This is a genomic window from Methylotenera sp. L2L1, from assembly GCF_000744605.1.
In the GTDB taxonomy this organism is placed as follows: domain Bacteria; phylum Pseudomonadota; class Gammaproteobacteria; order Burkholderiales; family Methylophilaceae; genus Methylotenera.
In genome coordinates this window covers 79,417-104,904 of sequence record NZ_JQMG01000001.1, presented here as the reverse complement: position 1 = coordinate 104,904, position 25,488 = coordinate 79,417, and the positions used below count along the sequence as shown (strand labels likewise).

Annotated in this window: 22 protein-coding genes; 12 read left to right on the top strand and 10 right to left on the bottom strand. The window is 45.2% G+C overall.

What is annotated here, in order from left to right; translation table 11 throughout:
- Nucleotides 1-7: 7 nt before the first annotated feature.
- From FG24_RS00465 to FG24_RS00450, 4 genes are all read right to left on the bottom strand, one after another.
- A complete protein-coding gene (locus tag FG24_RS00465) occupies nucleotides 8-3,166 on the bottom strand; it encodes a translocation/assembly module TamB domain-containing protein (protein ID WP_036299867.1) in 3,159 nt (1,052 codons plus the stop codon).
- On the bottom strand, nucleotides 3,166-4,923 hold the full coding sequence (locus FG24_RS00460) for an autotransporter assembly complex protein TamA (RefSeq protein ID WP_036299865.1): 1,758 nt from the start codon (nucleotides 4,921-4,923) through the stop codon (nucleotides 3,166-3,168). Before FG24_RS00460 ends, FG24_RS00465 begins: the two co-directional genes overlap by 1 nt.
- 43 nt (nucleotides 4,924-4,966) lie before the next feature.
- Nucleotides 4,967-6,340 (bottom strand): adenylosuccinate lyase, encoded by a 1,374-nt coding sequence (purB, locus tag FG24_RS00455; protein WP_036299863.1) that lies wholly within the window; start codon nucleotides 6,338-6,340, stop codon nucleotides 4,967-4,969.
- 120 nt (nucleotides 6,341-6,460) lie between these two features.
- The gene (locus tag FG24_RS00450; RefSeq protein WP_160172168.1) at nucleotides 6,461-7,195 is read right to left on the bottom strand and encodes a tetratricopeptide repeat protein; all 735 of its coding nucleotides are present in this window, start codon (nucleotides 7,193-7,195) and stop codon (nucleotides 6,461-6,463) included.
- A 182-nt stretch (nucleotides 7,196-7,377) separates the two neighbouring features.
- Here FG24_RS00450 and ung point away from each other — a divergent pair, with 182 nt between their 5' ends.
- Nucleotides 7,378-8,073 (top strand): uracil-DNA glycosylase, encoded by a 696-nt coding sequence (gene ung / locus FG24_RS00445; RefSeq protein WP_036299860.1) that lies wholly within the window; start codon nucleotides 7,378-7,380, stop codon nucleotides 8,071-8,073.
- A 39-nt stretch (nucleotides 8,074-8,112) separates the two neighbouring features.
- Here ung and FG24_RS00440 read toward each other — a convergent pair whose 3' ends face one another.
- From FG24_RS00440 to FG24_RS00415, 6 genes are all read right to left on the bottom strand, one after another.
- Nucleotides 8,113-9,576, bottom strand: coding sequence for a bifunctional 2-methylcitrate dehydratase/aconitate hydratase (locus tag FG24_RS00440; RefSeq protein WP_036299858.1), 1,464 nt, complete (start codon nucleotides 9,574-9,576; stop codon nucleotides 8,113-8,115).
- Between the two features lie 130 nt (nucleotides 9,577-9,706).
- A complete protein-coding gene (prpC, locus tag FG24_RS00435; RefSeq protein ID WP_036299857.1) occupies nucleotides 9,707-10,861 on the bottom strand; it encodes a bifunctional 2-methylcitrate synthase/citrate synthase in 1,155 nt (384 codons plus the stop codon).
- A 1-nt stretch (nucleotide 10,862) separates the two neighbouring features.
- Nucleotides 10,863-11,747: a methylisocitrate lyase gene (gene prpB, locus FG24_RS00430; RefSeq protein WP_036299855.1), complete on the bottom strand. Its 885-nt coding sequence runs from the start codon at nucleotides 11,745-11,747 to the stop codon at nucleotides 10,863-10,865.
- A 129-nt stretch (nucleotides 11,748-11,876) separates the two neighbouring features.
- Complete coding sequence (locus tag FG24_RS00425) at nucleotides 11,877-12,875, bottom strand: HpcH/HpaI aldolase/citrate lyase family protein (protein WP_036299853.1); 999 nt, start codon at nucleotides 12,873-12,875, stop codon at nucleotides 11,877-11,879.
- A complete protein-coding gene (locus FG24_RS00420; protein WP_036303768.1) occupies nucleotides 12,875-13,942 on the bottom strand; it encodes a MaoC family dehydratase in 1,068 nt (355 codons plus the stop codon). The genes FG24_RS00425 and FG24_RS00420 overlap by 1 nt, the downstream gene beginning before the upstream one ends.
- Before the next feature lie 12 nt (nucleotides 13,943-13,954).
- Nucleotides 13,955-14,836, bottom strand: a complete 882-nt coding sequence (locus FG24_RS00415; RefSeq protein ID WP_200876855.1) for an HpcH/HpaI aldolase/citrate lyase family protein — start codon at nucleotides 14,834-14,836, stop codon at nucleotides 13,955-13,957.
- Between the two features lie 182 nt (nucleotides 14,837-15,018).
- Between FG24_RS00415 and FG24_RS00410 the strand changes: the two genes are divergently transcribed.
- The 11 genes from FG24_RS00410 (at nucleotide 15,019) to FG24_RS00360 (ending at nucleotide 25,403) form a co-directional block, all read left to right on the top strand.
- A complete protein-coding gene (locus FG24_RS00410; protein WP_036299846.1) occupies nucleotides 15,019-15,753 on the top strand; it encodes a GntR family transcriptional regulator in 735 nt (244 codons plus the stop codon).
- 146 nt (nucleotides 15,754-15,899) lie between these two features.
- Complete coding sequence (locus FG24_RS00405; protein WP_036299845.1) at nucleotides 15,900-17,090, top strand: malic enzyme-like NAD(P)-binding protein; 1,191 nt, start codon at nucleotides 15,900-15,902, stop codon at nucleotides 17,088-17,090.
- Nucleotides 17,091-17,480: a succinate dehydrogenase, cytochrome b556 subunit gene (sdhC, locus tag FG24_RS00400; protein ID WP_036299844.1), complete on the top strand. Its 390-nt coding sequence runs from the start codon at nucleotides 17,091-17,093 to the stop codon at nucleotides 17,478-17,480.
- Nucleotides 17,481-17,491: 11 nt separating this feature from the next.
- Nucleotides 17,492-17,839, top strand: coding sequence for a succinate dehydrogenase, hydrophobic membrane anchor protein (gene sdhD / locus FG24_RS00395; protein WP_036299843.1), 348 nt, complete (start codon nucleotides 17,492-17,494; stop codon nucleotides 17,837-17,839).
- Nucleotides 17,840-17,846: 7 nt separating this feature from the next.
- Complete coding sequence (sdhA, locus tag FG24_RS00390) at nucleotides 17,847-19,607, top strand: succinate dehydrogenase flavoprotein subunit (RefSeq protein ID WP_036299842.1); 1,761 nt, start codon at nucleotides 17,847-17,849, stop codon at nucleotides 19,605-19,607.
- Between the two features lies 1 nt (nucleotide 19,608).
- The gene (locus FG24_RS00385; protein ID WP_036299840.1) at nucleotides 19,609-20,346 is read left to right on the top strand and encodes a succinate dehydrogenase iron-sulfur subunit; all 738 of its coding nucleotides are present in this window, start codon (nucleotides 19,609-19,611) and stop codon (nucleotides 20,344-20,346) included.
- Nucleotides 20,347-20,355: 9 nt separating this feature from the next.
- The gene (locus FG24_RS00380; RefSeq protein ID WP_036303767.1) at nucleotides 20,356-20,658 is read left to right on the top strand and encodes a succinate dehydrogenase assembly factor 2; all 303 of its coding nucleotides are present in this window, start codon (nucleotides 20,356-20,358) and stop codon (nucleotides 20,656-20,658) included.
- Between the two features lies 1 nt (nucleotide 20,659).
- Nucleotides 20,660-21,790, top strand: coding sequence for an HpcH/HpaI aldolase/citrate lyase family protein (locus tag FG24_RS00375; RefSeq protein ID WP_019899227.1), 1,131 nt, complete (start codon nucleotides 20,660-20,662; stop codon nucleotides 21,788-21,790).
- On the top strand, nucleotides 21,790-23,427 hold the full coding sequence (locus FG24_RS00370; RefSeq protein WP_036299836.1) for an acyl-CoA synthetase: 1,638 nt from the start codon (nucleotides 21,790-21,792) through the stop codon (nucleotides 23,425-23,427). Before FG24_RS00375 ends, FG24_RS00370 begins: the two co-directional genes overlap by 1 nt.
- Before the next feature lie 9 nt (nucleotides 23,428-23,436).
- Nucleotides 23,437-24,975 (top strand): fumarate hydratase, encoded by a 1,539-nt coding sequence (locus tag FG24_RS00365; RefSeq protein WP_036299834.1) that lies wholly within the window; start codon nucleotides 23,437-23,439, stop codon nucleotides 24,973-24,975.
- A 95-nt stretch (nucleotides 24,976-25,070) separates the two neighbouring features.
- Nucleotides 25,071-25,403, top strand: a complete 333-nt coding sequence (locus FG24_RS00360; protein WP_051901379.1) for a hypothetical protein — start codon at nucleotides 25,071-25,073, stop codon at nucleotides 25,401-25,403.
- The last annotated feature ends 85 nt before the right edge of the window (nucleotides 25,404-25,488 follow it).

The following is a 25,488-nucleotide window of genomic DNA, read 5'->3' as shown; positions in this document are numbered from 1 at the left end:
TATTTCATTACTTGAAGCTGAAAGTATATAACACATCGACAGCACTTTCATTGCCAGCTTCGGCGCGTAATGCCCAGCGTGGTGTGATGTTGAAGGTGAGTCTGGCGACATCTTGTAGGCTGCTGATGCTTTTTGCGTAACTGAGATACAGTTGTGAGGTGAGCCGCTTGCCTAACGTAAGTGATGCATTCTCAGCATCGCCGCCAGCGAAACTAAACTCGTCCAGCCCAGCAGCGCGCGCTATTTGGCTTTGTAGTGGTACAGATTGTCCTTGTGAGAACAGAGCGCCAGCGGCGAGCGAGAGTAATGCAAAATCATTCTTCCCAGCTTGTTCTGTGCCGTGACCCAGCACTAACCATGCGAGTTTATCCGTTTCTGGTACGTTGGGGTCTGAGACTAGTTTCACTACTGGAATGGTTGCACTCCCTGTTATTTCAACACCTGCATTGACTGGTTTGCTATTGCGCATGGCACGGATATTTAGACCTGGGTTATCCATCGGGCCATTAAAATTTAAAATACCGCGTTCAATGGTTAATATCTGGCCATAAGCCATGAAGGTGCCTTTTTCGACATTGATGCTGCCTTCGGTGTATGGTCTGTATTCCGTAAGGCCAGTCAGTGTTAATGCGCCTGTTAATTGTGCGTCTAAACCACGTCCGCGTAGGGTAAAGTCATCGCCTAGTTTGATATGCAAACCATTGAGTAGAATTTGTAATGAAGTATCTTTTTCTACAATAGCTTGTCCTAAAATCACAACATCATCACTTAACGTGGGTGTATCTTCTTGCGCGAGTTCTATCAAACCCTTGTTGACGGTGAAATCACCTGAAATATTGAGTAAGCTGTCAGCGAGCACGGTTTTACCTGTGCCACTTAATGTGAGCAGGCGATCTGTCCTGGAAAGTATTGTAAATTGATCTGCTGCCCAAGCAAGGTCTATGGTTGGTTTGCCTTGATTAAGCTGTAACCAGCCGTTTGCACTTAGGTTGCCTGAGCCGCCTTGCCAGACCATTTGCTCAATGTGTAGCTGGTCATTTTCAAAGCGTGCTTGAAATGTACCATTGTTTAATTGAATGCCTTCTGAGGGCAGGTTGAAACTGATTTTTTCGCCATTAATAGCGCCGCTCAGGTTGGGGTGCTCAATCGTGCCATCTGCGTTTGCAGATAGTGTTAGTTGACCATCAAGGTCTGCATCCAACATGGATGATGGCATGGGGAGCCAGAGCAATGTATTGAGTTGGGCGTGGCTGGTTAACTTAAATGGTGCATTGTTATGTAAGCTAAACCCTGCATCTTCTTTTGTAAGTCGGGTTGCTGTTTCAGCATTCAGTGTGCCAATATTTTTCCCATTTAAACTGACCTTAGCTGCTAACTCATTGTTGATAACGTTAAGTTCCACTTTTGTTTCTAATAACTCTAATGGTAACAATGTGCCGTCTGGCTTTTTAAAAGTGATATCTCCGCTATCACGCCACAAGCTAAAGTGAGCATTGATTGTATCTTTAGTTTCAAGGAACCATTTCCCTGAGAAAACTGCATTACTGCTCAGCGTATTCGGTAGTTGTAATAAGTTTGGCGGCAGGTCATCTAAGGTTATCTTCTCTAGTGAGCCTTTGCTATCTAATACGCCGTTGCCTATATGTATGTGTTCGACATTAATAGCACCATTTTTCAGTGTGAGTAATGCTTGCTTGAGCGATAGCTGCTCAAGGTCAACACTGAGCGGTGCAGCGTCTTTAAGCTTGATAGGTGTGCCTCCTGCGTAATCTAGTTGTTGCAATACACCTAGCCATTGTTTTTTTGCTGATGACTGCTTAAGTTGAATGCCACCTTTGAGCGTGCTTTGTAATTTATTCTCTTTGTTTTCTGCGGTGATGGTGATGGTATGGTCAGCTTGTGTGCCTTTTAATCGGATATTCCCATTGATAGGGGCGTAGCTCCCGAATTCTATTTTTTGTGCGTCAATGGTTGCGGCAATCGTGCCGTTTCCACCAGCTGTGATGTTGGCATCACCTGTTAAGTGCTCAATCTGTAAGTCTTTAGACAGGCGGAGTTTTTGCGCGAGTAGTTTGAGTGTTGCTGATGGGTTGTCAATGGCACCGTCAATCGTACCGTTTGCACTTATTTGTCCAGCGTAGGTTTGATCAAACCTACTCATGTCAGGTAAATCTGCCTGCCATGTTAAGTGCATATTTTCTTTATTGATATTGCCTGTGCCTTTAATTTGATTATTGGCAATATTCACTGCAAACGTTAGTTGTTCCAGAGTTTGGCCGTTTAATTGTGCTTTTACTAAGCCTGATACTGCTTGTTGTTGCCAAACACTATCATGTGCTGTGATGGTGAGGGCTGCATTTAATGTGGGTTTTAGTGCACCGTCTAGGTTTACCTCTACATTGAGTAATGCTTCTGGATAATTGCCTAAACGGGCAGGGGATAGTTCCAGAAGCTGACCATGTACCTGCATTGCATAGTTTTTATTCAACTCAAGCTGTGCATCAATAATGAGTTGTGCGCCAGCTTGTTTAGTATCTGATTTTAATAGGTTTATTTTTCTATCTTGTAGTGCTAACCATGATTTCGAATGGATGTTGATAATATTGAGATTGCCGCCCAGCTGCGCTTTAACGTCATAAGGGTAATCCGTATTTGTTTTTTTGAGTGAAACATCACCTGTGAGGTTAAATGGCTTGGTTGCGCTCATATTGATGTGTGCCGAAGCTTCTCCCCACGGCGTGCTTGCATGAGATAAATTCAGTTTGAGTTTCTTTGCATTCCCCTCAAAATTTAATTTAACATTGTGAAATGTCTGCCTATCTTCCCCTGTTACAACAATCACTTCGTTAATTTCTGACTGTTCGATAGTAATGGGAAAAGGCAGTTTGATACTTTTAGGTAATGGCGATTCTTTAGATTCAGTGTCGCTGTTTTTAACGGTAATAGTCAGGCGTTTTGCTTTTAATTGTTCTACCAGTAAATCTCCCTCGCCAAAAGGTGAAAGCTGCCAGCGTGCGCTGAGTTTTTCTAGTTTCAGATGAATACTGTCTAGGTCATAGCTAAAAGTATCTAAGCTGGTACTGACACTAATGGTTGATTCACTATGCGCAGCGGGCAATAGCAATAAGGCAATGCTCACCATTAGGATTTGCAGGTAGCGTGTCATTAGAATATCACCCCGATATTGAAATGCATGCGATATTCGTCTGTTTCCTGTCCATAGGCAATATCAGCACCAATCGGGCCGACAGGGCTTTTCCATCTGGCCCCCAAGCCGTATCCATAGACAGGTTTTAAATCTTTAACGGTGTTGGCGGCATTACCAAAGTCAGTAAAGATGGCGGCTCCCCACTCAGGGGTTAGCCATTGAATGATTTCAATACTGCCAGTAGCAAGATAGCGCCCACCCACAATCGCATCGCCTTCGGTGACACCTAAGCTTTGGAAGCCGTAACCACGTACCGATTGGTCGCCACCAGCGCGGAATAGAAAAGCTGCAGGTGCGCTATTTTTACCATTGACCATCCCTAGTTCAGCACGGGCGATGAGTTGCGTACTTTTGGTAATTGGGTAATAGGCCTGTGTTTTAAAATAGCTTTGCAAGAAAGTACCATTAGAAAGTGATGCTAACGGCGCACCATTAAACTGCGCATTAAACAGATAGCCACGCGTAGGGTTCAAATTGTTATCGGTGCGTCTTAATGTGATGCCATAGCCTAATGTCGCTGCATAATTATCGGACGATTCTGCGCTATCTAGCTTAACGTGTTCGGACAGTATATTGGCCCCAACATACTGCTCACGTTTAAGTGTTCCCCATGCGCGCTTCACGCCTGCTTGTGTCACCGTGGTCGTTTGTCCTTCAATCTCTGTGCGTGTGGTGGCGGCATTGGCACTATCACGATAACCATTTTCGGTTGTTGGCAGCCGAATGACACCAGAGATGGATTGTAGTTTTTCTTCTAATCTGAGGCTGGAAGTCATCCGCCAATTGCGGTTAAACAAGTTCAAGTGATCTACAGTCAACTGTGTACGTGCGCCAGTGTTGGTACTGTAACCCACACCTGTGCTGAGCTTAATCGATTGATTCTCATCGACTTTTACTTTAATTGGCGCCAAGTTGGTTTCTTGAGAGGCTGTTTTAGCATCTGAGGTCACTTCTACCACGCGGAAATAGCCGCTCTCTTGTAAACGAGTTTGAAAAGTCAGTAACTGCGCTTGGCTATATACCTCATTCGGCTTAATCGGGTTAAGGTTGTGGATGATGTTTTCAGGATAGCGTTGCAGGCCTTCGATGAGTATGTCACCAAAATGCACAGTGCTGCCGCTATCTACTGTGATTTGCAATGATGCAGTTTGTTGATTGGCATCGATGACTGCCTTGGTGTCAGTGATAGTTGCATTTGGGTAACGGTTAACTAGTAGCTTGCTCAGTAAGTTGCGCTTTGCTTCTGACCAAGCGGTCTGAGTGAACGTCATGCCAGATTTTAGTGGCCATTCATCACGAATTTGCTGCTGGCTCGGTGTCGCTTTAGCTGGTTGTTGTGTAATGTCACCAGTGAAGGTGATGTCGACCTTGTCTATTACAGCAGGGTTGCCTGGCTCAATCATAAATTTAGCAACATATTCGCTATTATTTTGTGTCGCTTGCAGGTTGATGCTTGGTGAGAAATAACCTTCTGTTGCCAGTAAGTCTTTGATTTGTTGATGCGCTTCTGCGGATAGGCGCTTCCACTCGCCAGGTGACATCCGCGGATTTTTACGCCATTTGATGATGTCGAGATGATTCTGTAGCAGAGACTCTAAGGGGGAGGGCGCTTCAATTTCTACTTGGTAGCTATTGTTATCCGCATATGCGGGCGCGCTCCCACATAAGAAAGTCACGTACAAAAAAAACACGTAGATGATAAGGCGCTTATTCAAGGGTAGGCGCCTTGTCATTACTGGTTTTTAAATGCATTTAAACTCACTTAATCGTTTTAACAAGCTCCGCTGCTTTACCTGTGTAAGTTGCAGGTGTCAGTGCCAGTAATGCTTGCTTAGCCTCTTCTGGAATAGATAAGCCGCTAATAAATGTATGTAATGAGCTTTGATTGATGCCACCTTTGCCACGTGTCAGTTCTTTGAGCTGTTCATATGGATTTTCGATACCATAGCGGCGCATTACTGTTTGAATCGGCTCAGCCAACACTTCCCAGCTATTGTTTAAATCTTCGTCTAAACGCGCAGGGTTTACTTCTAATTTATTTAAGCCACGTAAGCAAGAATCGTAGCCCAATAAGGTATAACCGAAAGCCACGCCCATATTACGCAACACAGTAGAGTCGGTTAAATCACGCTGCCAGCGAGAAATCGGTAGCTTTTCAGCCATATGGCGCAATACTGCATTGGCTAAACCTAAGTTGCCTTCGCTGTTTTCAAAGTCAATCGGGTTTACTTTATGTGGCATGGTCGATGAACCGATTTCGCCCGCTTTTACTTTCTGTTTGAAGTAACCTACAGAGATATAGCCCCAAATATCGCGGTTGATATCAATCAGAATTGTATTGATGCGCGCTATGGTGTCGTATAGTTCTGCCATGTAATCATGTGGCTCAATTTGTATGGTCATTGGGTTGTAAGTGAGGCCTAATGAAGAGACAAAACCCTTTGCAAAGGCTTCCCAGTCAAAATCAGGGTATGCAGATAAATGCGCATTAAAGTTACCAACAGCACCGTTAATTTTGCCTAGAATGTCATTGCTAGCTAATTGTTTTTGCTGACGTTGTAAGCGGTATACCACGTTGGCTAACTCTTTACCCATGGTGGTAGGTGATGCAGTTTGGCCGTGGGTGCGTGATAGCATTGGTTGATTAGCCAATTGCTCTGATAATTCAGTTAAACGTGCAATTAGATTATTCAAAAACGGCAACATCACGCTGTCACGCGCAGTTTTTAGCATCAAGCCGTGAGATAAGTTGTTAATGTCTTCTGAGGTACAGGCAAAGTGAATAAATTCGCTGGCCTTTTTAACTTCAGGATTGCTATCAAACTTTTCTTTTAACCAGTATTCAAGCGCTTTTACGTCATGGTTAGTGCGTGCTTCAATCGCTTTCACTTGTGATGCGTCTGCTTCACTGAAGTTTGTAATCGCAGTATCTAATTCTTTGATTGTTTCCGCGCTAAATGGGGCGATTTCTGCTAATTCTTTAGCGCCAGCTAATGCTTTAAGCCACTCAATTTCTACCCATGCACGGTGTTTAATTAGTGCATATTCACTAAAGTAAGGACGTAAAGCATCAAGTTTAGATTGGTAGCGGCCATCAAGAGGAGATAGCGCATTTAGCGTGGTAAGTGACATGCGGCAAACTTTCAAAACATATATTTTAATGAAACCGTATTTTACCCTAGTCGTAGGGAGTGCAAAAAGCTTTTATTTATGCAGCTATCATTACCCCCTACTCATAGTGGTGATTAATTGTTAAGAATTGCGTACGTAAGTAGCAAACTCCCTACCAGCGCCAGGTAAGCGAGCGCTTGCGGTCTCTATGTCTTTTGCTCCACCTTTTACATCACCTTGTTTTTGTCGAGCCAAGCCGCGGCCATACAAAGCGCGCATATTGTTAGGGCTAATCTTTAATGCGGCATCAAAATCTGCTTGTGCTTCTATATTTCTGTTTAGTAGCAGATAAGCTTGTCCGCGAGCGGTATAGGCAATACTCTCTCCATTTTTGATAGTAAGGGCAGTACTACAATCCTGTAAGCCATCTATATGTGGATTGGATGCAACAAGGATGACGCAACGCGCACCAAGATAACGTGGGCTATTTGGGGTCAGCTGGATCGCATGATTAATGGCGTTAAGTGCTTCGGCATGTTTCCCTTGTACGATAAGAATTTGTGCGTGGTCAAAGTTAGCGGTTGCGTGGTTTTGATCCAATTTTAATGCTTTATCTATGTCTTGTGACGCTTCTGACATTTTATTCAGTTCGGCATAAATATGGCCGCGTCTTGCATAGTAATCTGCCTTATCTGGATTTAAGAGAATGGCTTGATTCAGTGATTTGATTGCTGATGCACGATCTCCGCGTGCCAAATGCGCTTTAGCTTCGGTTAAATAAAACCCGGCATTGTTTTGATGCTTAGGAATGCCTGTGCAGGCATTTAGGATGAGCGCTACGCTTAATGGGAGGATTAGTTTTTTTAGTATTCTCATTTTATGACCCTGTGTTTTAGATAAAATCATTCTATAGTAAATGAGAATCATTATCAAATAATGGCAAATAGGTAAACAATGTGAGTGTCATAGGGTGGGCAGTCTCGCGAATATTTGCCATATAAAATGAGTAGCCACTTCGGTCTATAATGAGCCTATCTTCATCACTCTGACTTTCTCAAATGCCACAAGAAAAAACTGGTCAACTTCACTCATCGTGGCAGGCTGTTATTGGTGAGGAGTTAGCTAAGCCTTACATGCAGTCGCTTCGTGCTTTTTTAATGCAGGAAAAATCCGCTGGTAAGACCATATTTCCACCTAGTTCATTGATTTTTAATGCGTTTAATCATACGCCGTTTGATAAAGTGCGCGTGGTGATTATCGGGCAAGATCCATATCATGGACTGTATAAAGGGCAGCCTCAAGCGCATGGCTTGAGTTTTTCTGTGCCGGAAGGTATTGCTTTACCACCTTCGTTGCTCAATATTTTTAAGGAAATTGAAAGTGACCTTGGCATTAAAATGCGAGGTAAAGGCGATTTGACGTCTTGGGCGAATCAAGGCGTGCTGCTGTTAAATGCAACGTTGACGGTGGAAATGGGTAACGCAGGGTCACATCAGAAGCGTGGTTGGGAAACATTTACCGATGCGGCGATTGCAGCTTTAAACCAGCATCGAGAAGGTTTGGTGTTTGTGCTGTGGGGGAGTTATGCGCAGAAAAAAGGCGAGATGATAGACCCGAAAAAGCATTTGGTATTGAAGTCAGTCCATCCATCGCCATTGTCAGCACATCGCGGTTTTTTTGGTAATCACCAATTCTCGAGTATTAATGAATACCTGAAAAAGCGCGGTGAAGAACCGATTGATTGGCAGGTTTAGTGTGAGCGGGCAAAATTGATGATTTCGCCCGCCTATTGATTAGCCTTGCCAGAGCATATCTACAAACTCATTTACTGGCATCGTTTCTAGCGTATTCTGTGCCAAGCATAAAGCCAAAATATCTGCTTGTTTCTTAGTATCAAATCTACGTGCTAAATTGATTTTGAATTTTTTCACTAATTCAGGGATGCCTTCACCACGGCGACGGCGGTGCCCGATAGGGTATTCAACGGCGATGTTGCTGGAGCTGGAGCCATCTTTAAAGAAGATTTGAATCGCGTTAGCAATCGAGCGTTTTTCTGGGTCTAGATAATCGCGCGTGTATTCTGCTTTTTCTACACAGGTCATTTTGCTGCGAATAGCATCAATGCGTGGGTCCGCTGCGGCTTCATCTTCATAGTCCTGCGCTGTTAGATTACCTTTTAATAGACCGATGGCTGCCATGTACTGAATACAATGGTCGCGGTCAGCTGGGTTATCAAGCGGGCCGGTTTTATCAATGATGCGGATTGCAGACTCGTGCGTAGTAATCACGATTTTGTCGATTTCTGCAATTTGGTCTACAGTTTGCAGTCGGTTGCCGACTTCTTTATTTAGCTGCAATGCGCATTCCACCGCTGTTTGTGCATGGAACTCTGCTGGGAACGAGATTTTGAAAAGCACTTGCTCCATCACATAAGAGCCGTAAGTGCGTTGGAATTTAAACGCGTTGCCTTTGAATAGCACGTCATAGAAGCCCCAAGTTTTTGCAGTGAGCGCAGAGGGGTAGCCCATTTCGCCTTGCATCGTCATCCAAGCCAGCCTTACCGCGCGTGAGGTGGCATCGCCAGCCGCCCAAGATTTGCGTGAGCCGGTATTCGGGCTGTGGCGATAGGTACGTAAGCTTTGGCCGTCAACAAAAGCATTAGAAACAGCATTGATAATATCTTCTTTATTGCCGCCTAGTAGTTTGGCCACCACTGCGGTAGAGGCGATTTTCACTAAAATCACGTGGTCTAAACCCACACGGTTAAAGCTATTTTCTAATGCCAGCACGCCTTGAATCTCATGGGCTTTAATCATGGAAGTAAGTACGTCTTTTACCGTCAGCGGTGCTTTGCCTTCCGTAATGTTCTTGCGCGACATGTAATCTGCCACCGCTAAAATACCACCCAGATTATCAGACGGATGGCCCCATTCTGCGGCCAGCCATGTATCGTTAAAGTCTAACCAGCGGATCATAGCGCCAATATTGAATGCGGCCAGGATAGGGTCAAGCTGGAAGTTAGTGCCCGGTACTTTTGCGCCATTAGGCACCACAGTGCCAGCAATCACAGGCCCGAGTAACTTAGTGCAAGCCGGGTAATCCAATGCTTCAAACCCACAGCCTAATGTATCCATCAGACAATTGCGTGCGGTGTCATAGGCTTCGTCGCTATTGATTTCAAAATCAGCAACGTAATTGGCAATATCAACAATGACTTGGTCAGGTGCGGGACGGACGTTTGAGATGTGAGCTGACATGGTTAAACACTTTCAATATAAAAATAATTTTTAGTTAATCCGTCATTCCCACGAAAGTGGGAATCCACTTTGCTACTACTTGCTATTTTGAAATGGATTCCCGTTTGCACGGGAATGACGGATGTATGGATTAGCGCATATTTAACGGTACATATGCCCGATTTTCCGGGCCGATATACTCCGCATTAGGGCGGATGATTTTGTTATCAATGCGTTGTTCAATCACATGGGCGACCCAGCCTGTGGTGCGTGAGATCACAAAAATCGGGGTGAACATGCCGGTTGGGATGCCCATCATGTGGTAGCTGGATGCGCTGTACCAATCCAGGTTAGGGAACATTTTTTTCTCGCGCCACATGGTTTCTTCAATGCGAGCGGACACATCAAATAAGGTCATGTTGCCGTTATCTTCACATAACTTGCGGCTAACGGCTTTGATGGATTCGTTTCTTGGGTCTGCAATGGTGTAAACAGGGTGACCAAAGCCGATAATGATTTCTTTGCGCGCCATGCGTTGCATGATATCGGCCTCGGCTTCATCGGCGGTTTTGTAGCGTTCAATGATTTCCATGGCGGCTTCATTCGCACCGCCGTGTTTAGGTCCGCGCAGTGCGCCAATGGCGCCGGTAATGCACGAGTACATATCGGATAGGGTGCCTGCCACCACGCGCGCCGTAAAGGTTGAGGCGTTAAATTCATGTTCTGCATACAGTACAAGCGATGTGTTCATGGCACTGATGTGTAAATCAGATGGTTTTTTGCCATGCAGCAAATGTAGGAAATGTGCGGCAATCGAGTCTTCGTCGGTTTCGACTTCTATACGCTTCTGGTTGTGGCTAAAGTGATACCAGTAAATCAAAATAGAGCCAAAACAGGCAATTAGTCTATCGCCCAAGTTTTTTGCATCTTCAATATTGCGGTCGCTTGATTCAGGCTCTAGTGTGCCTAGCATAGAGCAGCCGGTGCGCATCACATCCATCGGGTGTGCATTCGCCGGAATTTGCTCTAATACCTTTTTTAAGCCATCGGGCAGGCCACGTAACTTCTTCAGTTTTTGATGGTAGGTAGCCAGTTCTGCTTTATTTGGCAGTGCGCCATGAATCAACAGGTGAGCTACTTCTTCAAATGTTGCAGATTTTGCTAGTTCGATAATGTCGTAACCGCGGTAATGTAAATCATTGCCAGTGTGGCCAACGGTACAGATTGCCGTAGTGCCTGCGGAAATGCCGGCAAGGGCTACGCCTTTTTTCTTTTTAGGTTCTTGAGTAGTGGTGGCTTGTGTCATGCTACTTTTCTCCCTTAAATAATGCGTCCAGCTTTTGCTCGTAAGCGTGATAGTTCAGGTGTTCGTACAGTGCTGCGCGTGTTTGCATAGTGCTAACTACATTAGCTTGTGTGCCGTCTTTGCGTACAGCTTGGTACACATTCAGCGCAGCCTGATTCATGGCTCTAAATGCTGAAAGCGGGTAGAGCACCATGCTCACATGCGCACTGCGTAACTCATCTACGGTGAATAGTGGCGTGGAGCCAAACTCGGTAATGTTGGCGAGCACTGGCACTTTCACTGCATCTGCAAACTGTTGATACATGCTGAGTTCAGTGATCGCCTCGGGGAAGATCATGTCTGCGCCAGCTTCAACACAGGCACAGGCGCGGTCAATTGCGGATTGCAGGCCTTCGACTGCCAGTGCATCAGTGCGCGCCATAATCACGAAATCTGGGTCCGTTTTTGCATCCACAGCGGCTTTAATGCGGTCTACCATTTCAGCTTGGCTGACAATCGCCTTGTTGGGGCGGTGGCCGCAGCGCTTCGCTTGCACTTGGTCTTCAATATGTACCGCGCCTGCGCCAGCTTTAATGATGCTTTTGATACTGCGAGCAATGTTGAATGCGCCGCCAAAGCCAGTGTCGATATCCACTAGTAACGGTGTCTCTGTCACATCGGTGATTCTACGTACGTCAATCAGCACATCTTCCAGTGTGGATATGCCTAAATCCGGAATACCTAGTGAGCCTGCAGCAACTCCGCCACCGGATAAATATAAAGCCTTGTAACCAGTTTGCGTGGCGAGTAATGCATGATAAGCGTTGATTGCACCTATGATTTGTAAAGGTGTTTCTGCGCTTAATGCGGCTCTGAAACGGCTACCTGCGGTCGCTTGTTTGCTCATGTTGCTACTTCCTTTAGTTCATTTTAATCACGCGAGATTGCTATGACAGCGTGGGTTGAATTAAAAGCCCATCCTGTCGGCAGCATAAATACATGCCGATTGGTGTTAGGTTGCTGGATGGTTAGTTGTTTAAAAAAATGCTGCAGTCGCTTCTGCAGAAATTTCTACTCGGGTAAGTCTGGCTTTTTGCAACACTTCCCAAAAGTATCTGTAGGTTGCACGGTCATGTAACTCACCATTGTATTGAATCGGCCCCCAATCGGCTTGTTGTGCGGCAAGCAGGATGTTGGCGGCATCAATCACCTCATCAAAGTTGGGCTTCATCGCATCCACAATGGCCTGAATTTGTGTCGGGTAAATGCTCCACATGCGCATAAAACCAAACTCATTGCGTGCGCGGCTGGCGTCGTTTAATGTCGTTTCTACATTTTTTAAGTCTAGTGTGACGTTATGCGCAGGAACAACGCCATTGGCGAGCGCTGCGGCAACTACTTCTGATTTCGCACGCGCTAAAAGACGGTGTTCGAACTGGCCAGGGCTACGCATCGCGCTTGCAGGGATTGCACCATGATGCGCACTGACAAAATCCATCAAGCCAAAATCCAGTACTTGCAACCATGGTAGTGCGGCAATTTCGTGCACTTGTTTGAGTGCGCCGTGTGTTTCAATCAAGATGTGAATTGGAATCACACGTTCAATGTTATTTTGTTTAGCCACTTTTTGAATGTATTGAATCATTTCACTGGCTTGGCTGATATCAGTACATTTAGGAATCGTAATGTAGCTCAATACCTTGCCTGCACCAGCAACTAAGATGTCGATATCTAGTTTCCATCCCGGATGGGTGTAATCATGAATACGTGCGCCTGCCATTTTGTGTTTGTTCACATCCGAATTTAATACACGAACGATCATTTCTGCATGTTCACGCTCTTGTCCGGCAGCTGCGCCATCTTCACAGTCACAAGTAATATCAAAGACAGCACCAATGCTATCTTGCAGTGATAGTGCTTTTAATATGAGTTTTTCACTGCCAGCAAAGTGCTCGCAGGCAGGAATCAGCGGGAATGGTTTTTCGCCGCCAAATAGCGCTTCGTTCGGGTGTTTTGGGGTTAGAGTCACAGCCATTATTGATTTCCTTTGCGTGGCATAAGTACCGTGTAATCAAGATCAAGTACTACATTAGGGTGGTAACTGTTAAATTGTTTGGTTTCTGCCAAATCGGCTGAACTCATGTTTTTGATGCCTATCATGCGTAACCTGAGCGCACCAACATCGCTTCTGTTTGGCAATTCCCAGCGATCTAACACTTCGGTAAATGTATAAATGGTGTCGCCCGCAAAGCATGGGTTTGCATGTGTACCTGCGTTAATGGCAACAATGCTGATGGCATTCTCTAGCCCTTCATAACTCAATGCTCGGCATGCAGAAATAACGATGCCGCCGTACACCAAGCGTTTGCCGAAGGAGGAGAACTGCATTAAATGCGCATCAAAATGCAAGCGCGCATTATTTTGATAAAGACGCGTAGCTAGCGAGTGGTCGCTTTCGTTGATGGTCATGCCAGCGGCGTGGTTAATGCGCTCGTCTGCTTGATAGTCTTCCCAGTAGAATTGGCCACCTGTCGCTTGTTGGTCAAAATGGTTTGCCGTTAAATATGCAGGGATGTTTAGTTGGTTCGCTGCAACAAACGCCGGTAACTCAGGCACTGTAGTTTCAGGCGCTGGGGCGCTAGTGTCATTTTTGTGCACCATCACCCAACGCACCCAGCTTAAAACGGGTTGCTTATGTTGGTTAACGGCGGTTGAGCGTACATAGACCACCCCATTTTTACCGTTGGAGTTTTGTTTAAGTCCTATCACTTGGCTGGATGTGCTTAGTGTGTCGCCTATAGATACGGGCTGTAAGAAGCGCACATCTGCATAGCCTAAATTTGCCACTGCGTTCACAGAAATATCAGGTACGGTTTTGCCAAAAGCGATATGAAACGTAAGTAAGTCATCTATTGGGGCAGATTGGTAGCCCACGCTTTGCGCAAAAGGCTCGCTGCAATGCAATGGATTACGACTACCGGTTAATCCGATATAAAGCGCGACATCACCAGCTGTAATGGTGCGCGGGGTAGCGTGATGAATTACTTCGTTTAATGTGAAGTGCTCAAAAAACCGTCCTGATGATGTTTTGTTTGATTGCATGATAGTCGCCATTTATATGTATTCTTCTTCAAGCTCAATGATTGCTTCATGGAGTTTAATCAAGCGCTGTGCTGCTTTAATATGGTGATGCTCGACTAATTTGTCGTTCACAACTACTGTGCCGCGGCCCGCCTCATTCGCTTCTTTCAGTGCGGTGATAATGAGCCTTGCGTTAGCTACTTCTGAGGCTTTTGGTGTGTATGCATCATTACAGTAAGCAATTTGAGCAGGGTGCACTAGTGACTTTCCATCCAAGCCCATGTCGCGCCCCAATCTGCATGCATACTCAAAAGAGTGCATGTTTTTGAAATCGCTAGTGATGCCATCTATCACGCTTCTGCCATAGGCGCGTGCCGCTAGAATCACCAATGATAGCGAAGTTAAGATCGCAGAGCGTTCATGCGTCACATGGGCATGTAGCTGAGAGATTAAGTCCGAGGTTGCCATCACCATGCAGATGATTCTATCTGACGCAGCGGCGATTTCTTTGGCATTTAATACAGCAAGCGGGCTTTCTATCATTACCATGATAGGCATATGGCTACCGCCAGCTTCATCTAAATATGCCTGTGCTTTGAGTACATCTTCTCGTGATTCAATATTAGGAAAAAGAATCGCATCTGCACCAATATTGGCTACAGCGCGAATGTCATCTAGCCCCCAGATGGAATCTAGATTATTCACACGCACGACTACTTCGCGCGAGCCGTAACCACCTTGCTGAATGGCTTCTACTACATTAGCTCTTGATAGCTCTTTTGCATCTACAAGAATCGGGTCACCCAGATCTAGGATGACGGAGTCAGCAGCTAGCGTGCGGGCGCGATCAAGATAATGCTTGTTGCAGCCTGGCACATATAGCATAGAGCGCCGTGGGCAGATGTGATGTTCCATAATCAATATGACTTTCTAAAGATGTGGATTTGATTATATAGATGAAGTTAAATAAGTGTCAACATTTATCTTATGTCTTATATAAGATATAAAACACTAGACTAATTTTATTTTGCATGATATAAATTCAATCATGGAAATTTGGCAAGTTGATGTTAACTAATGCATAGGTAGTAAAAATTATGGATAAGCAATTGAGTTCACCTAGTTACAGGCCTTTGTATGATCAGATTAAAGTGTTGATCACGCAAAGTTTGATTGGGGGCGAGTGGGGTCCTGGTGACGTGATTCCTAGCGAGATAGAGCTGGCTGCACGTTATAAAGTGAGTCAAGGTACTGTGCGCAAGGCCATTGATAGCCTGTCTGCTGAAAACATTTTGATCCGCAGGCAAGGTAAAGGCACTTTTGTCGCGACCCATAGTGAAGAGGTCACTAAGCTTAGATTTTTAAGGTTAACTGCGGTTGACGGTAAAAAAGAGCTGTTACATAACGAGCTAATCTCATGCGTTAAATCGAAAGCGGATAATTACCTCGCTAAGATTTTGGAGATTAAGGCTGGCGCAGCAACGATAGAAGTGAAGCGATTGTTAACTTTTTCAGGTCGTCCGCTCATTTATGACCATTTGATTGTGCCAGCGGCAACATTTAAAGGGCTAAATGGTAATAAGGTTGAAGAGTGTAATGGCTCGATGTATAGCATGTACGAATCGCAGTTTGGCATACGCATGATACGTGCTGAGGAGCGCTTGAAGGCGGTGGCTGCTGATCAAGAAGTATCAAAAGCCCTTGGTTTGAAAGAAGGTTTTCCATTATTAAGTATAGAGCGTGTTTCGTTTACTTATGGTGATAAGCCAATGGAGTGGCGCTTAGGTTTGTGTTTAACCGATGATCATCATTACATGAGTGAGCTTGAGTGAATGTTTTAGAAAATCAGTATTGGCGTTGTCAGACTTCGCTTGTTGCACTTCTCGTACTGTCTGCACTCGGCTTCTTAGCGCTGCAGATTTTTAAAATATTTTGACGGCGTAAATTTAGGCAATTGTAAGTTGTGAAAAGGCGAAAAATGGACGATCTAAAAAAACGGGCACTTGATTACCACCAGTTTCCAATACCAGGAAAGCTTAGTGTGGAGTCGTCAAAGCCTTGTGCTACACAAGATGACTTATCGCTTGCCTATACGCCTGGTGTTGCAGAGCCTGTCAGGGCAATTCACGCTGATGCAAGTAATGCCTATAAGTACACAAATAAAGGAAATTTGGTTGCAGTCATCACCGATGGAACGGCTGTATTGGGCTTGGGTGATATGGGAGCGTTAGCGAGCAAGCCGGTGATGGAAGGCAAGGCTGTATTGTTTAAACGCTTTGCTGGGATTGATGTATTTGATATTGAGATTAATGCCAAAACACCGGATGAGTTTATTCAGACAGTGGTGAATATTTCACCAACCTTTGGCGGTATTAATTTGGAAGATATTGCCGCACCGCACTGTTTTTATATAGAGAATGAACTGAAAAAACGGTTAGATATTCCGGTGTTTCATGATGATCAGCACGGTACTGCGGTGATTGTGGCTGCCGCGATGTTGAATGCGCTGGATTTGCAGGGTAAAACATTAGCAACTGCAAGGATCGTGTTTTTGGGAGCAGGTGCAGCTGGGTGTTCTTGTGCCAAATTGCTCAAAAGTATGGGGGCAAATCACATCACGATGGTAGATAGAACAGGCGTGCTGGATACAGACAGATCTGATCTACATGATAATAATCGTGAGCTTGCAATCACCCCAAGTAGTATCAAAACATTGGCAGATGCAATGCTAGATGCGGATGTGTTTGTTGGCGTTTCAGCTAAAAATGCACTTGATGCCAGTCTGATAAAAGGCATGGCAAAAAATCCAATTATTTTTGCATTAGCTAACCCCGATCCAGAAGTGTTGCCAAGTGTGGCACATGCGATTCGTGATGATATTTTAATGGCAACTGGACGCAGTGACTTTCCTAATCAGGTAAATAATGCGTTGTGCTTTCCCTATTTATTTAGAGGGGCGTTAGACGCTAAAGCCAAACAAATCACGGAGGCGATGAAAATTGCAGCGGCACATGCGCTAAGTGAGCTCGCACGCGAACCAGTGCCTGCTGAAGTGTTGACTGCTTACAATCTGCAAGCGCTTGAGTTTGGCAAAACATACATTATCCCTAAACCATTTGATCCGCGTCTGTTAGCGCGTGTATCAAAAGCAGTGGCTGGAGCAGCTTAAATGTCGAAGCAAGTACCTGTGCGTAATAGGCCAAAGAATCTTAATCTTTTTACGATTCGCTTGCCTATTAATGCTGTGGTGTCGATTTTGCATCGAATGAGTGGCATGTTGTTGTTTTTATTGATTCCAGCATTGATTTGGGCGCTGCAAACTTCGCTCAGTAGCGAGTCAAGTTTTGATAAGTTGGGTGCGATGTTTAGGCACTGGACCTTAAAGCTTATTTTAATTGGTTTTTCCTGGCCATTTTTTCACCACCTGTATGCAGGGTTAAGGCATTTGGGACAGGATGTGCATTGGATGACGACGCTCAATAAAGCAAGGCTCTCTAGTCGGGTTGTGCTGGTGTTAGGCGCCTGTTCGATGCTTATGTTTGCTTATTATATTTGGTAAAAGCCACGGTTATGTTGATAGAGCTACTAACAAAAAAATATCCAGGCATGCGTTTATGGCTAACGCAGCGTCTTTCTGCAGTTGCCATGGTGGTTTATTTGTTACTGATGTTATTGGTGCTAGCCATTAGGCAGCCACACGATTATGCATCATGGCTAGATTTAATGTCACCTTGGTGGTGGCGCTTGTTAACGCTAGTGTTTTTTGCCAGTTTGTTTACGCACGCATGGCTTGGGGTGCGGGATGTATTCAAAGATTATGTATTTAATCTAAGGTTGCGTGCATTTTTGCAGATTGTCGTTGATATGTTGTTGATTGGTTACCTGGGCTGGGTAAGCATTATTTTATGGAAGCTTTAAGTCTCATATGAATATACAGAATCATCAGTTTGATGCAGTGATTGTCGGTGGTGGCGGTGCAGGCTTGCGCGCCTCTCTACAGTTGGCCGAAGCGGGCGTAAAGGTGGCGGTGTTATCTAAAGTATTTCCTACACGTTCACATACAGTGGCAGCGCAGGGCGGTGTGGCAGCAGCTTTAGGTAATGTGTCTGGTGATAACTGGCTGTGGCATATGTACGACACGATTAAAGGTTCTGATTATTTAGGTGATCAGGATGCCATTGAGTTTATGTGTAAAAACGCTGCCAAAGCGATTATCGAGCTTGAGCATTTTGGCATGCCGTTTGATCGCTTAGAGAACGGCAAAATATTTCAGCGCCCATTTGGTGGGATGACGCAGAATTTTGGCGAAAAACCTATTTCCCGCACCTGTGCAGTGGCAGATAGAACAGGACATGCCATGTTGCATACTTTGTATCAACGCAATATCCGTGCAAACACGCAGTTTTTTGTCGAATGGTTTGCATTGGACTTAATCCGCGATGCGGATGGTGATGTGCTAGGCGTGATTGCCTTGGAAATTGAAACAGGCGCTATTCATGTGTTGCATGCAAAAACCACTTTGCTCGCAACGGGCGGGGCTGGCCGTATATTTCAAGCAAGCACTAATGCTTTTATCAACACCGGAGATGGTCTTGGTATGGCGGTACGTGCAGGCTTGCCGTTGCAAGACATGGAGTTTTGGCAGTTTCACCCCACAGGTGTTCTACACGCAGGCGTGTTGATTACCGAAGGCGTGCGTGGTGAGGGTGGCTATTTGGTCAACTCGGAAGGTGAGCGCTTTATGGAGCGTTATGCACCGAATGCGAAAGATTTGGCAAGTCGAGATGTTATTTCACGCGCCATTGCCACAGAAATCAAAGCCGGCCGTGGTGTAGGTAAAAATAAAGATGCCGTGTATTTAAAGCTAGACCATTTAGGCGAAGAGCTGATTAGCAAGCGTCTGCCTGGTATACGTGAAATTGCAAAAACCTTTGCCAATGTTGACCCTGTTGTTGATCCAATTCCTATCGTGCCGACAGCTCACTACATGATGGGTGGCGTTCCCACCAATTTAGACGGGCAAGTGGTTGAGTCTGTGAATGGTAGTGAAAAAGCGGTCAATGGCCTATATGCGGTGGGCGAGTGCGCGTGTGTTTCAGTACATGGTGCAAACCGCTTGGGTTCTAACTCACTATTAGATTTAGTCGTGTTTGGCAAAGTAGCTGGTGACAAAATGGTGCAAGAGATCGCCTTAAATCAGGCACATAAGCCATTGCCAGTAGATGCCGTAGATAAAACATTAGCACGGATTTCTCGTCTAAATAATCAGAAAGATGGCGAGAGTGTGGCCGAGGTTGGCGCTGCAATGCGTAAAACCATGCAAGCCCATTGTGGCGTATTTAGGTTCCCAGATTTGTTGCAACAGGGCGTGACTAGCATTAATGAAATTGCAGAACGTGTGCAGCGTATTGAAATTAAAGACAAGAGCCAGGTATTTAACACCGCTCGAGTAGAAGCATTAGAGTTGGATAACTTGATTGAAGTGGCTGTAGCAACGATGCATGCCGCAAACAATCGACAAGAAAGCCGAGGCGCACATGCGCGCGAGGACTTCTCAGAGCGTGATGATGAAAACTGGTTAACGCATTCACTTTACTATAAAAAAGACCATCAGTTGCTTTATAAGCCTGTGCGTTTGCAACCATTAACGGTAGAGCCATTTGTACCTAAAGCGAGGGTTTATTGATATGAAGTTCTCTATTTATAGATACAACCCGGACGAAGATAAAAAGCCGTACATGCAAGATTATGAAATTGAATTGCAGGACGGCGACCAAATGCTGTTGGATGCGCTGATTCGTATCAAGCAATACGATGATACTTTGTCGCTACGTAAATCTTGCCGTGAAGGGGTGTGTGGCAGTGATGCGATGAACATTAACGGTAAAAATGGCCTTGCTTGTACCACCAAGCTATCCGAGCTTGAGCAGCCGGTTGTGCTGCGACCAATGCCAGGTTTACCTGTGATACGCGACTTGGTGGTTGATATGACGCAGTTCTTTGAACATTACAATTCAGTAAAGCCTTATTTAATTAACAATGATCCGTTGCCCGAAACTGAGCGTTTGCAAAGCCCAGAAGACCGAGCAAAGTTAGATGGTTTGTATGAATGCATTATGTGCGGTGCTTGTACTACGGCTTGTCCTAGTTTCTGGTGGAATCCTGATAAGTTCGTTGGGCCATCTGGTTTGATGCAGGCTTACCGTTTTATTGTCGATTCTCGCGATCAGGCAGAAGCCGAACGTCTGGAAAATTTAGAAGATCCATACCGTTTGTATCGTTGCCACAATATTATGAACTGCGTGGATGTATGCCCGAAAAAGCTGAACCCGAATGCTGCGATTGCCAGTATTAAAGACCTGAAAATTGAGCGCGCAAAAGAAGCTAAAGCCATAAAGAAAACGGTATTAATTAAAGCGATTTGAGGTGCCATGATGATGAATGCAGAAAACCTAAGAGATGCAGAGCAAAGGCGCTTCGCATGGCGCTGTAGAAGGGGCTTGTTGGAGCTGGATATAGTGCTGCAAGACTTTGTGCAACATCAATACGACGCGCTGACCTTAAAAGAGTTGCAAGTGTTCGACGGTTTGCTCGCGCTGCCAGATAATGAATTCTGGGCATTGATTAACAATACTAGTGTGATGAATAAAGCGACTGGTGCAAAAGAAGCAGCAAGAAATGCGATGATTTACAAAATAAAGACTGCCAGATTAGAAAAGCTAGAGGAGGCTGAATAAGATGATGATGCATATAGGTGAAGAGCCAATCACTTTCGATGCCAAAGCGCTGGGCGACTATTGGCCCGGCATCCAGTTGTATTATCCGCCAGTCAAATATGCGCCTAGTTTGGGTATTTATGAGGATATGGAGCAAGCGTCTGCACGTATGAAAAAACATGCGCACTTTACGCATGCGCACACGCTGATTTTTGACTTGGAAGACGGTTGCCGCCAAAAAGCAATGAGCCGTGATTTATTGCGTCAAGAATTGCCATTGCTACGCAAAATGAACGAACGTGTCACTGTGGCCATCCGTGCTAATTCATTTAGAACAGATGAGTATGAGTTAGACATGCAGTTAGTGCGCGACATGGGTGATTACATCGATGTCGTGATGTTAGCTAAAGCTGGCGAGGCTTATGGCGCAGCAGAGGTGCGTGATTTATCAAGCTTCTTACTCAGCGTTAATCCGAAAATTACGATTCAGCCAATTATTGAGCACCCAAAATCGTTAAAAATAGCCCCTGATTTAATGCAGTACACCACGGTTAAGCATGTGGTGTTTGGGATTCATGACTTTTCCAAAGCGATGGGTATTCAGATCACGCCAGAAAACTGGATTGATGAACTACAGTTTTACATGAATACATTGATGTTTGAAGCACGTATCGCAGGTAAGGGTGTGATTGGCGGGGTGGAAACGCTCATCGGCGCCAGCGCTATGCCAGAAAAATACCTAGAACCGCATGATGTACGTCGCTGGCTAGATTTACATGGTGATAACGAGTCGCGCGTCGTCTACAAGCACGCCTGTAAAGAGTCAGCAATGGGCTTAACAGGTAAGCAGGTTATCCACCCTGGACATATCCACCTTTGTAAAACAGCTTACACACCATCTCCAACAGAAGTTGCGCAAAAAGTGAGTATATTAAAAGCGGCGATTGAAGCTGATGCGTTGCTTGGAGGTGCCATTAAATTCGATGGCGAAATGTTAGATCCGCCAATGTTTGGTAAGGCATTGCAGACTTTATTAAGGGCACATGCACTACGTGCGCTTAAATCCAGCGATATGGAATTTGCTTTGCATGTTTTACAACTGCTACCTGCACAGGTTGTGCGAGAAAACTGGCCATATGGAGTGCTCTTATAATGTTGACTGACTTTCCAAAGTGGGATTGGCAAATTCCAGAACATTTTAATATTGGTATCGCTTGTTCTGATAAGCATTTAGGCACTGCGCAAGCCAATCAAATTGCCATGATTGTAGAAGATGATACGTTAGGCACTTCTACCATTACTTTTGCAGAATTAGCCCTTAAAACTAATCTTTTTGCACAGGTATTGCGTGACTTAGGCGTTAAAGTCGGCGATCGTGTATTAATTCGTTTACCCAATAGTTTAGATTATCCAATCGCCTTTTTAGGCGCCATGAAGATGGGTGCCATTTCAGTGCCTACATCGACCTTACTCACCGCTGAAGAAGTGGCCTATTTGGCTAAAGATTCAGGTGCTGCGGTATTAGTCACTGATGCTACCGCATGGAGTGCGATGCAGTTGCAGCTAGAAGGTGCTTTGGGCGATACGCCCAACTTAAAATATGTGCTCTTAACGCAACTAACACAGGCAATTGTGCCTAGTAAATTGGTGGTGCATGACCTTGAGATGACGATGGCAAGTGTGGGAGTAGTAGAAGAAATGCCTCTCACCAAAGCGGAAGATCCTGCTTATCTGGTTTATACCTCTGGTACTACTGGTTATCCTAAAGGCGTGCTGCACGCACACCGCGCTTTATTAGGACGTCAGCCTGCAGCACAGTATTGGTTTAATTACAGTGAACAGGTTCAAGATAGAATCATGCATTCAGGTAAGTTTAACTGGACCTACGTGCTAGGTACTGGTTTGATGGATCCTTTGTACTTAGGTAAAACCGTGATTGTGCATGAAGGTAAAAATGATGCGCAAAAATGGCTAGACCTCATACAAAAACATCAAGCCACTATCTTTATTGGCGTGCCAACTATCTATCGCCAGATTTTACAAAAAACCACCACGGCAAAAGAACAGCTGCCCAGTATGCGCCACTACATGAGCGCGGGTGAGCACTTGTCAGATGAGGTGTTAAACCAATGGCGTGAACGTTTTGGTTTGGATATCTATGAAGCGGTGGGGATGAGTGAGTTTTCATACTACTTATCACAAAGCAGGTACCGTCCTATCCGCGCGGGTTCAGCTGGGTTTCCGCAACCTGGACATAACATCCAGTTGCTCAATCCAGACACGCGTGAATCCGTGGCAACGGGGGAAGAGGGCATGATTTGCGTCACGGATACAGACCCTGGCTTGTTCTTGCGCTATTGGAATCTGGATGAAGAAACTGCCAAATACAAACATGATGGCTATTTCTTTACTGGAGATTATGCGAAATTTGATGCTGATGGTTACATCTGGTTTCTAGGCCGTAAAGACGACATTATTAAAAGCTTTGGCTACCGTGTATCACCCTATGAAATTGAGCGCGTGTACAAAGGTCACCCTGATGTGGCAGATTGCGCGGCGATTGGCGAAGAAATCGAAAAAGATAAGTTGCTGGTGGTTATTTACGTGATTCTGAAACCAGAAGTAAGTGTCACGCCAGATGATTTGCTGCAGTTCGGTAAACAGCATCTTGCAGCTTATAAATCACCAAAAACGGTTTATCTAGCAAAAGATTTCCCACGCACTAAGAATGGTAAAATCTTACGTAAAGATATTAACTCAACCATTGCGATAGCAAAATCAACACGATAAATCAATACGATGACTACGATTAAACAAGAAGACTTTATTGCGAGCATTGCAGATGCCTTGCAGTATATTTCTTACTATCACCCCGCCGACTTTATCCAAGCATTAGCAGCCGCTTATGCGCAGGAAGAGTCTCCAGCGGCAAAAGATGCAATAGCGCAGATACTGACCAACTCACGCATGTGTGCAGAAGGTAAGCGTCCATTGTGTCAGGATACTGGCATTGTGGTGGCGTTCGTAAAAGTCGGTATGCAAGTGCATTTTGATGCTGAGCATTCATTGGAACAAATGGTGAATGAAGGCGTACGTCGCGCCTACTTATTACCAGAGAATAAACTGCGCGCCTCGATTGTGAGCGACCCTGCTGGTAAGCGCGCTAATACTAAAGACAACACCCCAGCTGTGGTGCATGTTGAGCTGGTGGCTGGCGATAAAGTTGAAGTGAGCATCGCCGCTAAAGGCGGCGGTAGTGAGAATAAAGCAAAATTAGCTATGCTTAACCCGAACGACAGCATTGTTGATTGGATATTGGAGGTGGTGCCAACCATGGGCGCCGGCTGGTGCCCGCCCGGTATGCTGGGGATTGGTATTGGCGGTACTGCTGAAAAAGCCATGCTGTTGGCTAAAGAGTCGCTGATGGCACCGATTGATATGCACGAGCTGAAAGCAAACGGCGCGCAGAATAAGATTGATGCTTTAAGGTTAGAAATCTATGAAAAGGTCAATAATCTAGGGATTGGCGCACAAGGCTTAGGTGGCTTAACTACCGTGCTGGATGTGAAAATACTAGATTATCCAACGCATGCCGCCAGCTTGCCGGTGGCGATTATTCCTAATTGCGCAGCAACTAGGCATGTGCATTTTGAGTTGGATGGTAGTGGCTCAGCCGTACTAGAGGCTCCTAGTTTAGCAGATTGGCCTGATGTCAATTGGGCACCTAGTGAGCAGTCTTTACGGGTAAATCTCGATACGATTACCCAGCAAGAGATACAAGCTTGGCAGCCAGGGCAGACCTTGCTGCTAAGCGGTAAGTTGCTCACCGGTAGGGACGCTGCGCATAAACGTATGGTGACCATGCTGAATAATGGTGAAAAATTACCAATAGACTTTACCAATCGCTTTATTTATTACGTGGGCCCTGTAGATGCGGTGGGTAATGAGGCCGTAGGGCCAGCAGGCCCAACCACGGCTACGCGTATGGATGACTTTACAGAAACCATGCTCAGCCAAACCGGGCTGTTAGGTATGGTAGGTAAGGCTGAGCGCGGTGCAGAAACGATTGCAACCATCGCCAAGCATCATTCTGTTTATTTAACGGCAGTGGGTGGTGCGGCTTACTTGGTGAGCAAAGCCATTAAAAAAGCTGAAGTCTTGGCATTTGCTGATTTAGGCATGGAGGCGATTTACGAGTTTACCGTGCAGGATATGCCAGTAACCGTCGCAGTAGATAGTCGCGGCAGTTCAGTGCATACCACTGGTCCTGCGGAATGGCAGCAAAAGATAGCACAGCGTAAAGCCCTTGATGAGGTGATTGCCATTCATCCAGTCTAGTAGGAAATCACTATTAAATAATCATTAGTTAAGTGATAGACTGAGTGAATTATTATCTAGATTTTTACTCTTAACTCATGCAAAGGAGTAAGTTGATGAAATCACATGGAATTAGGTTGTTTATCTTAGTTGCTGGGGCGGCTGGCTTGATGGTTGGTTTAATGGCGGTAATGCCTGCGCATGCTGCTACTATCCTTGATGTGCTGACCGATACCCAAGGCCGCTATACAGGGCCTACCGTTGAAGATAACGTGGTGTCAATGGACACCGATAAAAACGGATTTGCCGATGCTAGCGAGGTGCGTGCTTTTTTAGAGCTCAAGCATGGCAAAGGCTATGAAAGTGAAGTCTTAGAAAGATTCGAAGCTTCGCTTAAAGGCACGAGCTGTGGTACGCCTTTCGCAGGGGCATCGCAACTAACAAACTAGTTTGGCTGATTATTTAGATTTTGCAGGTGATGTACACGGTGAAAGTGCGCTAATCGTCACAAATGCGTGAATCATCATACATGCA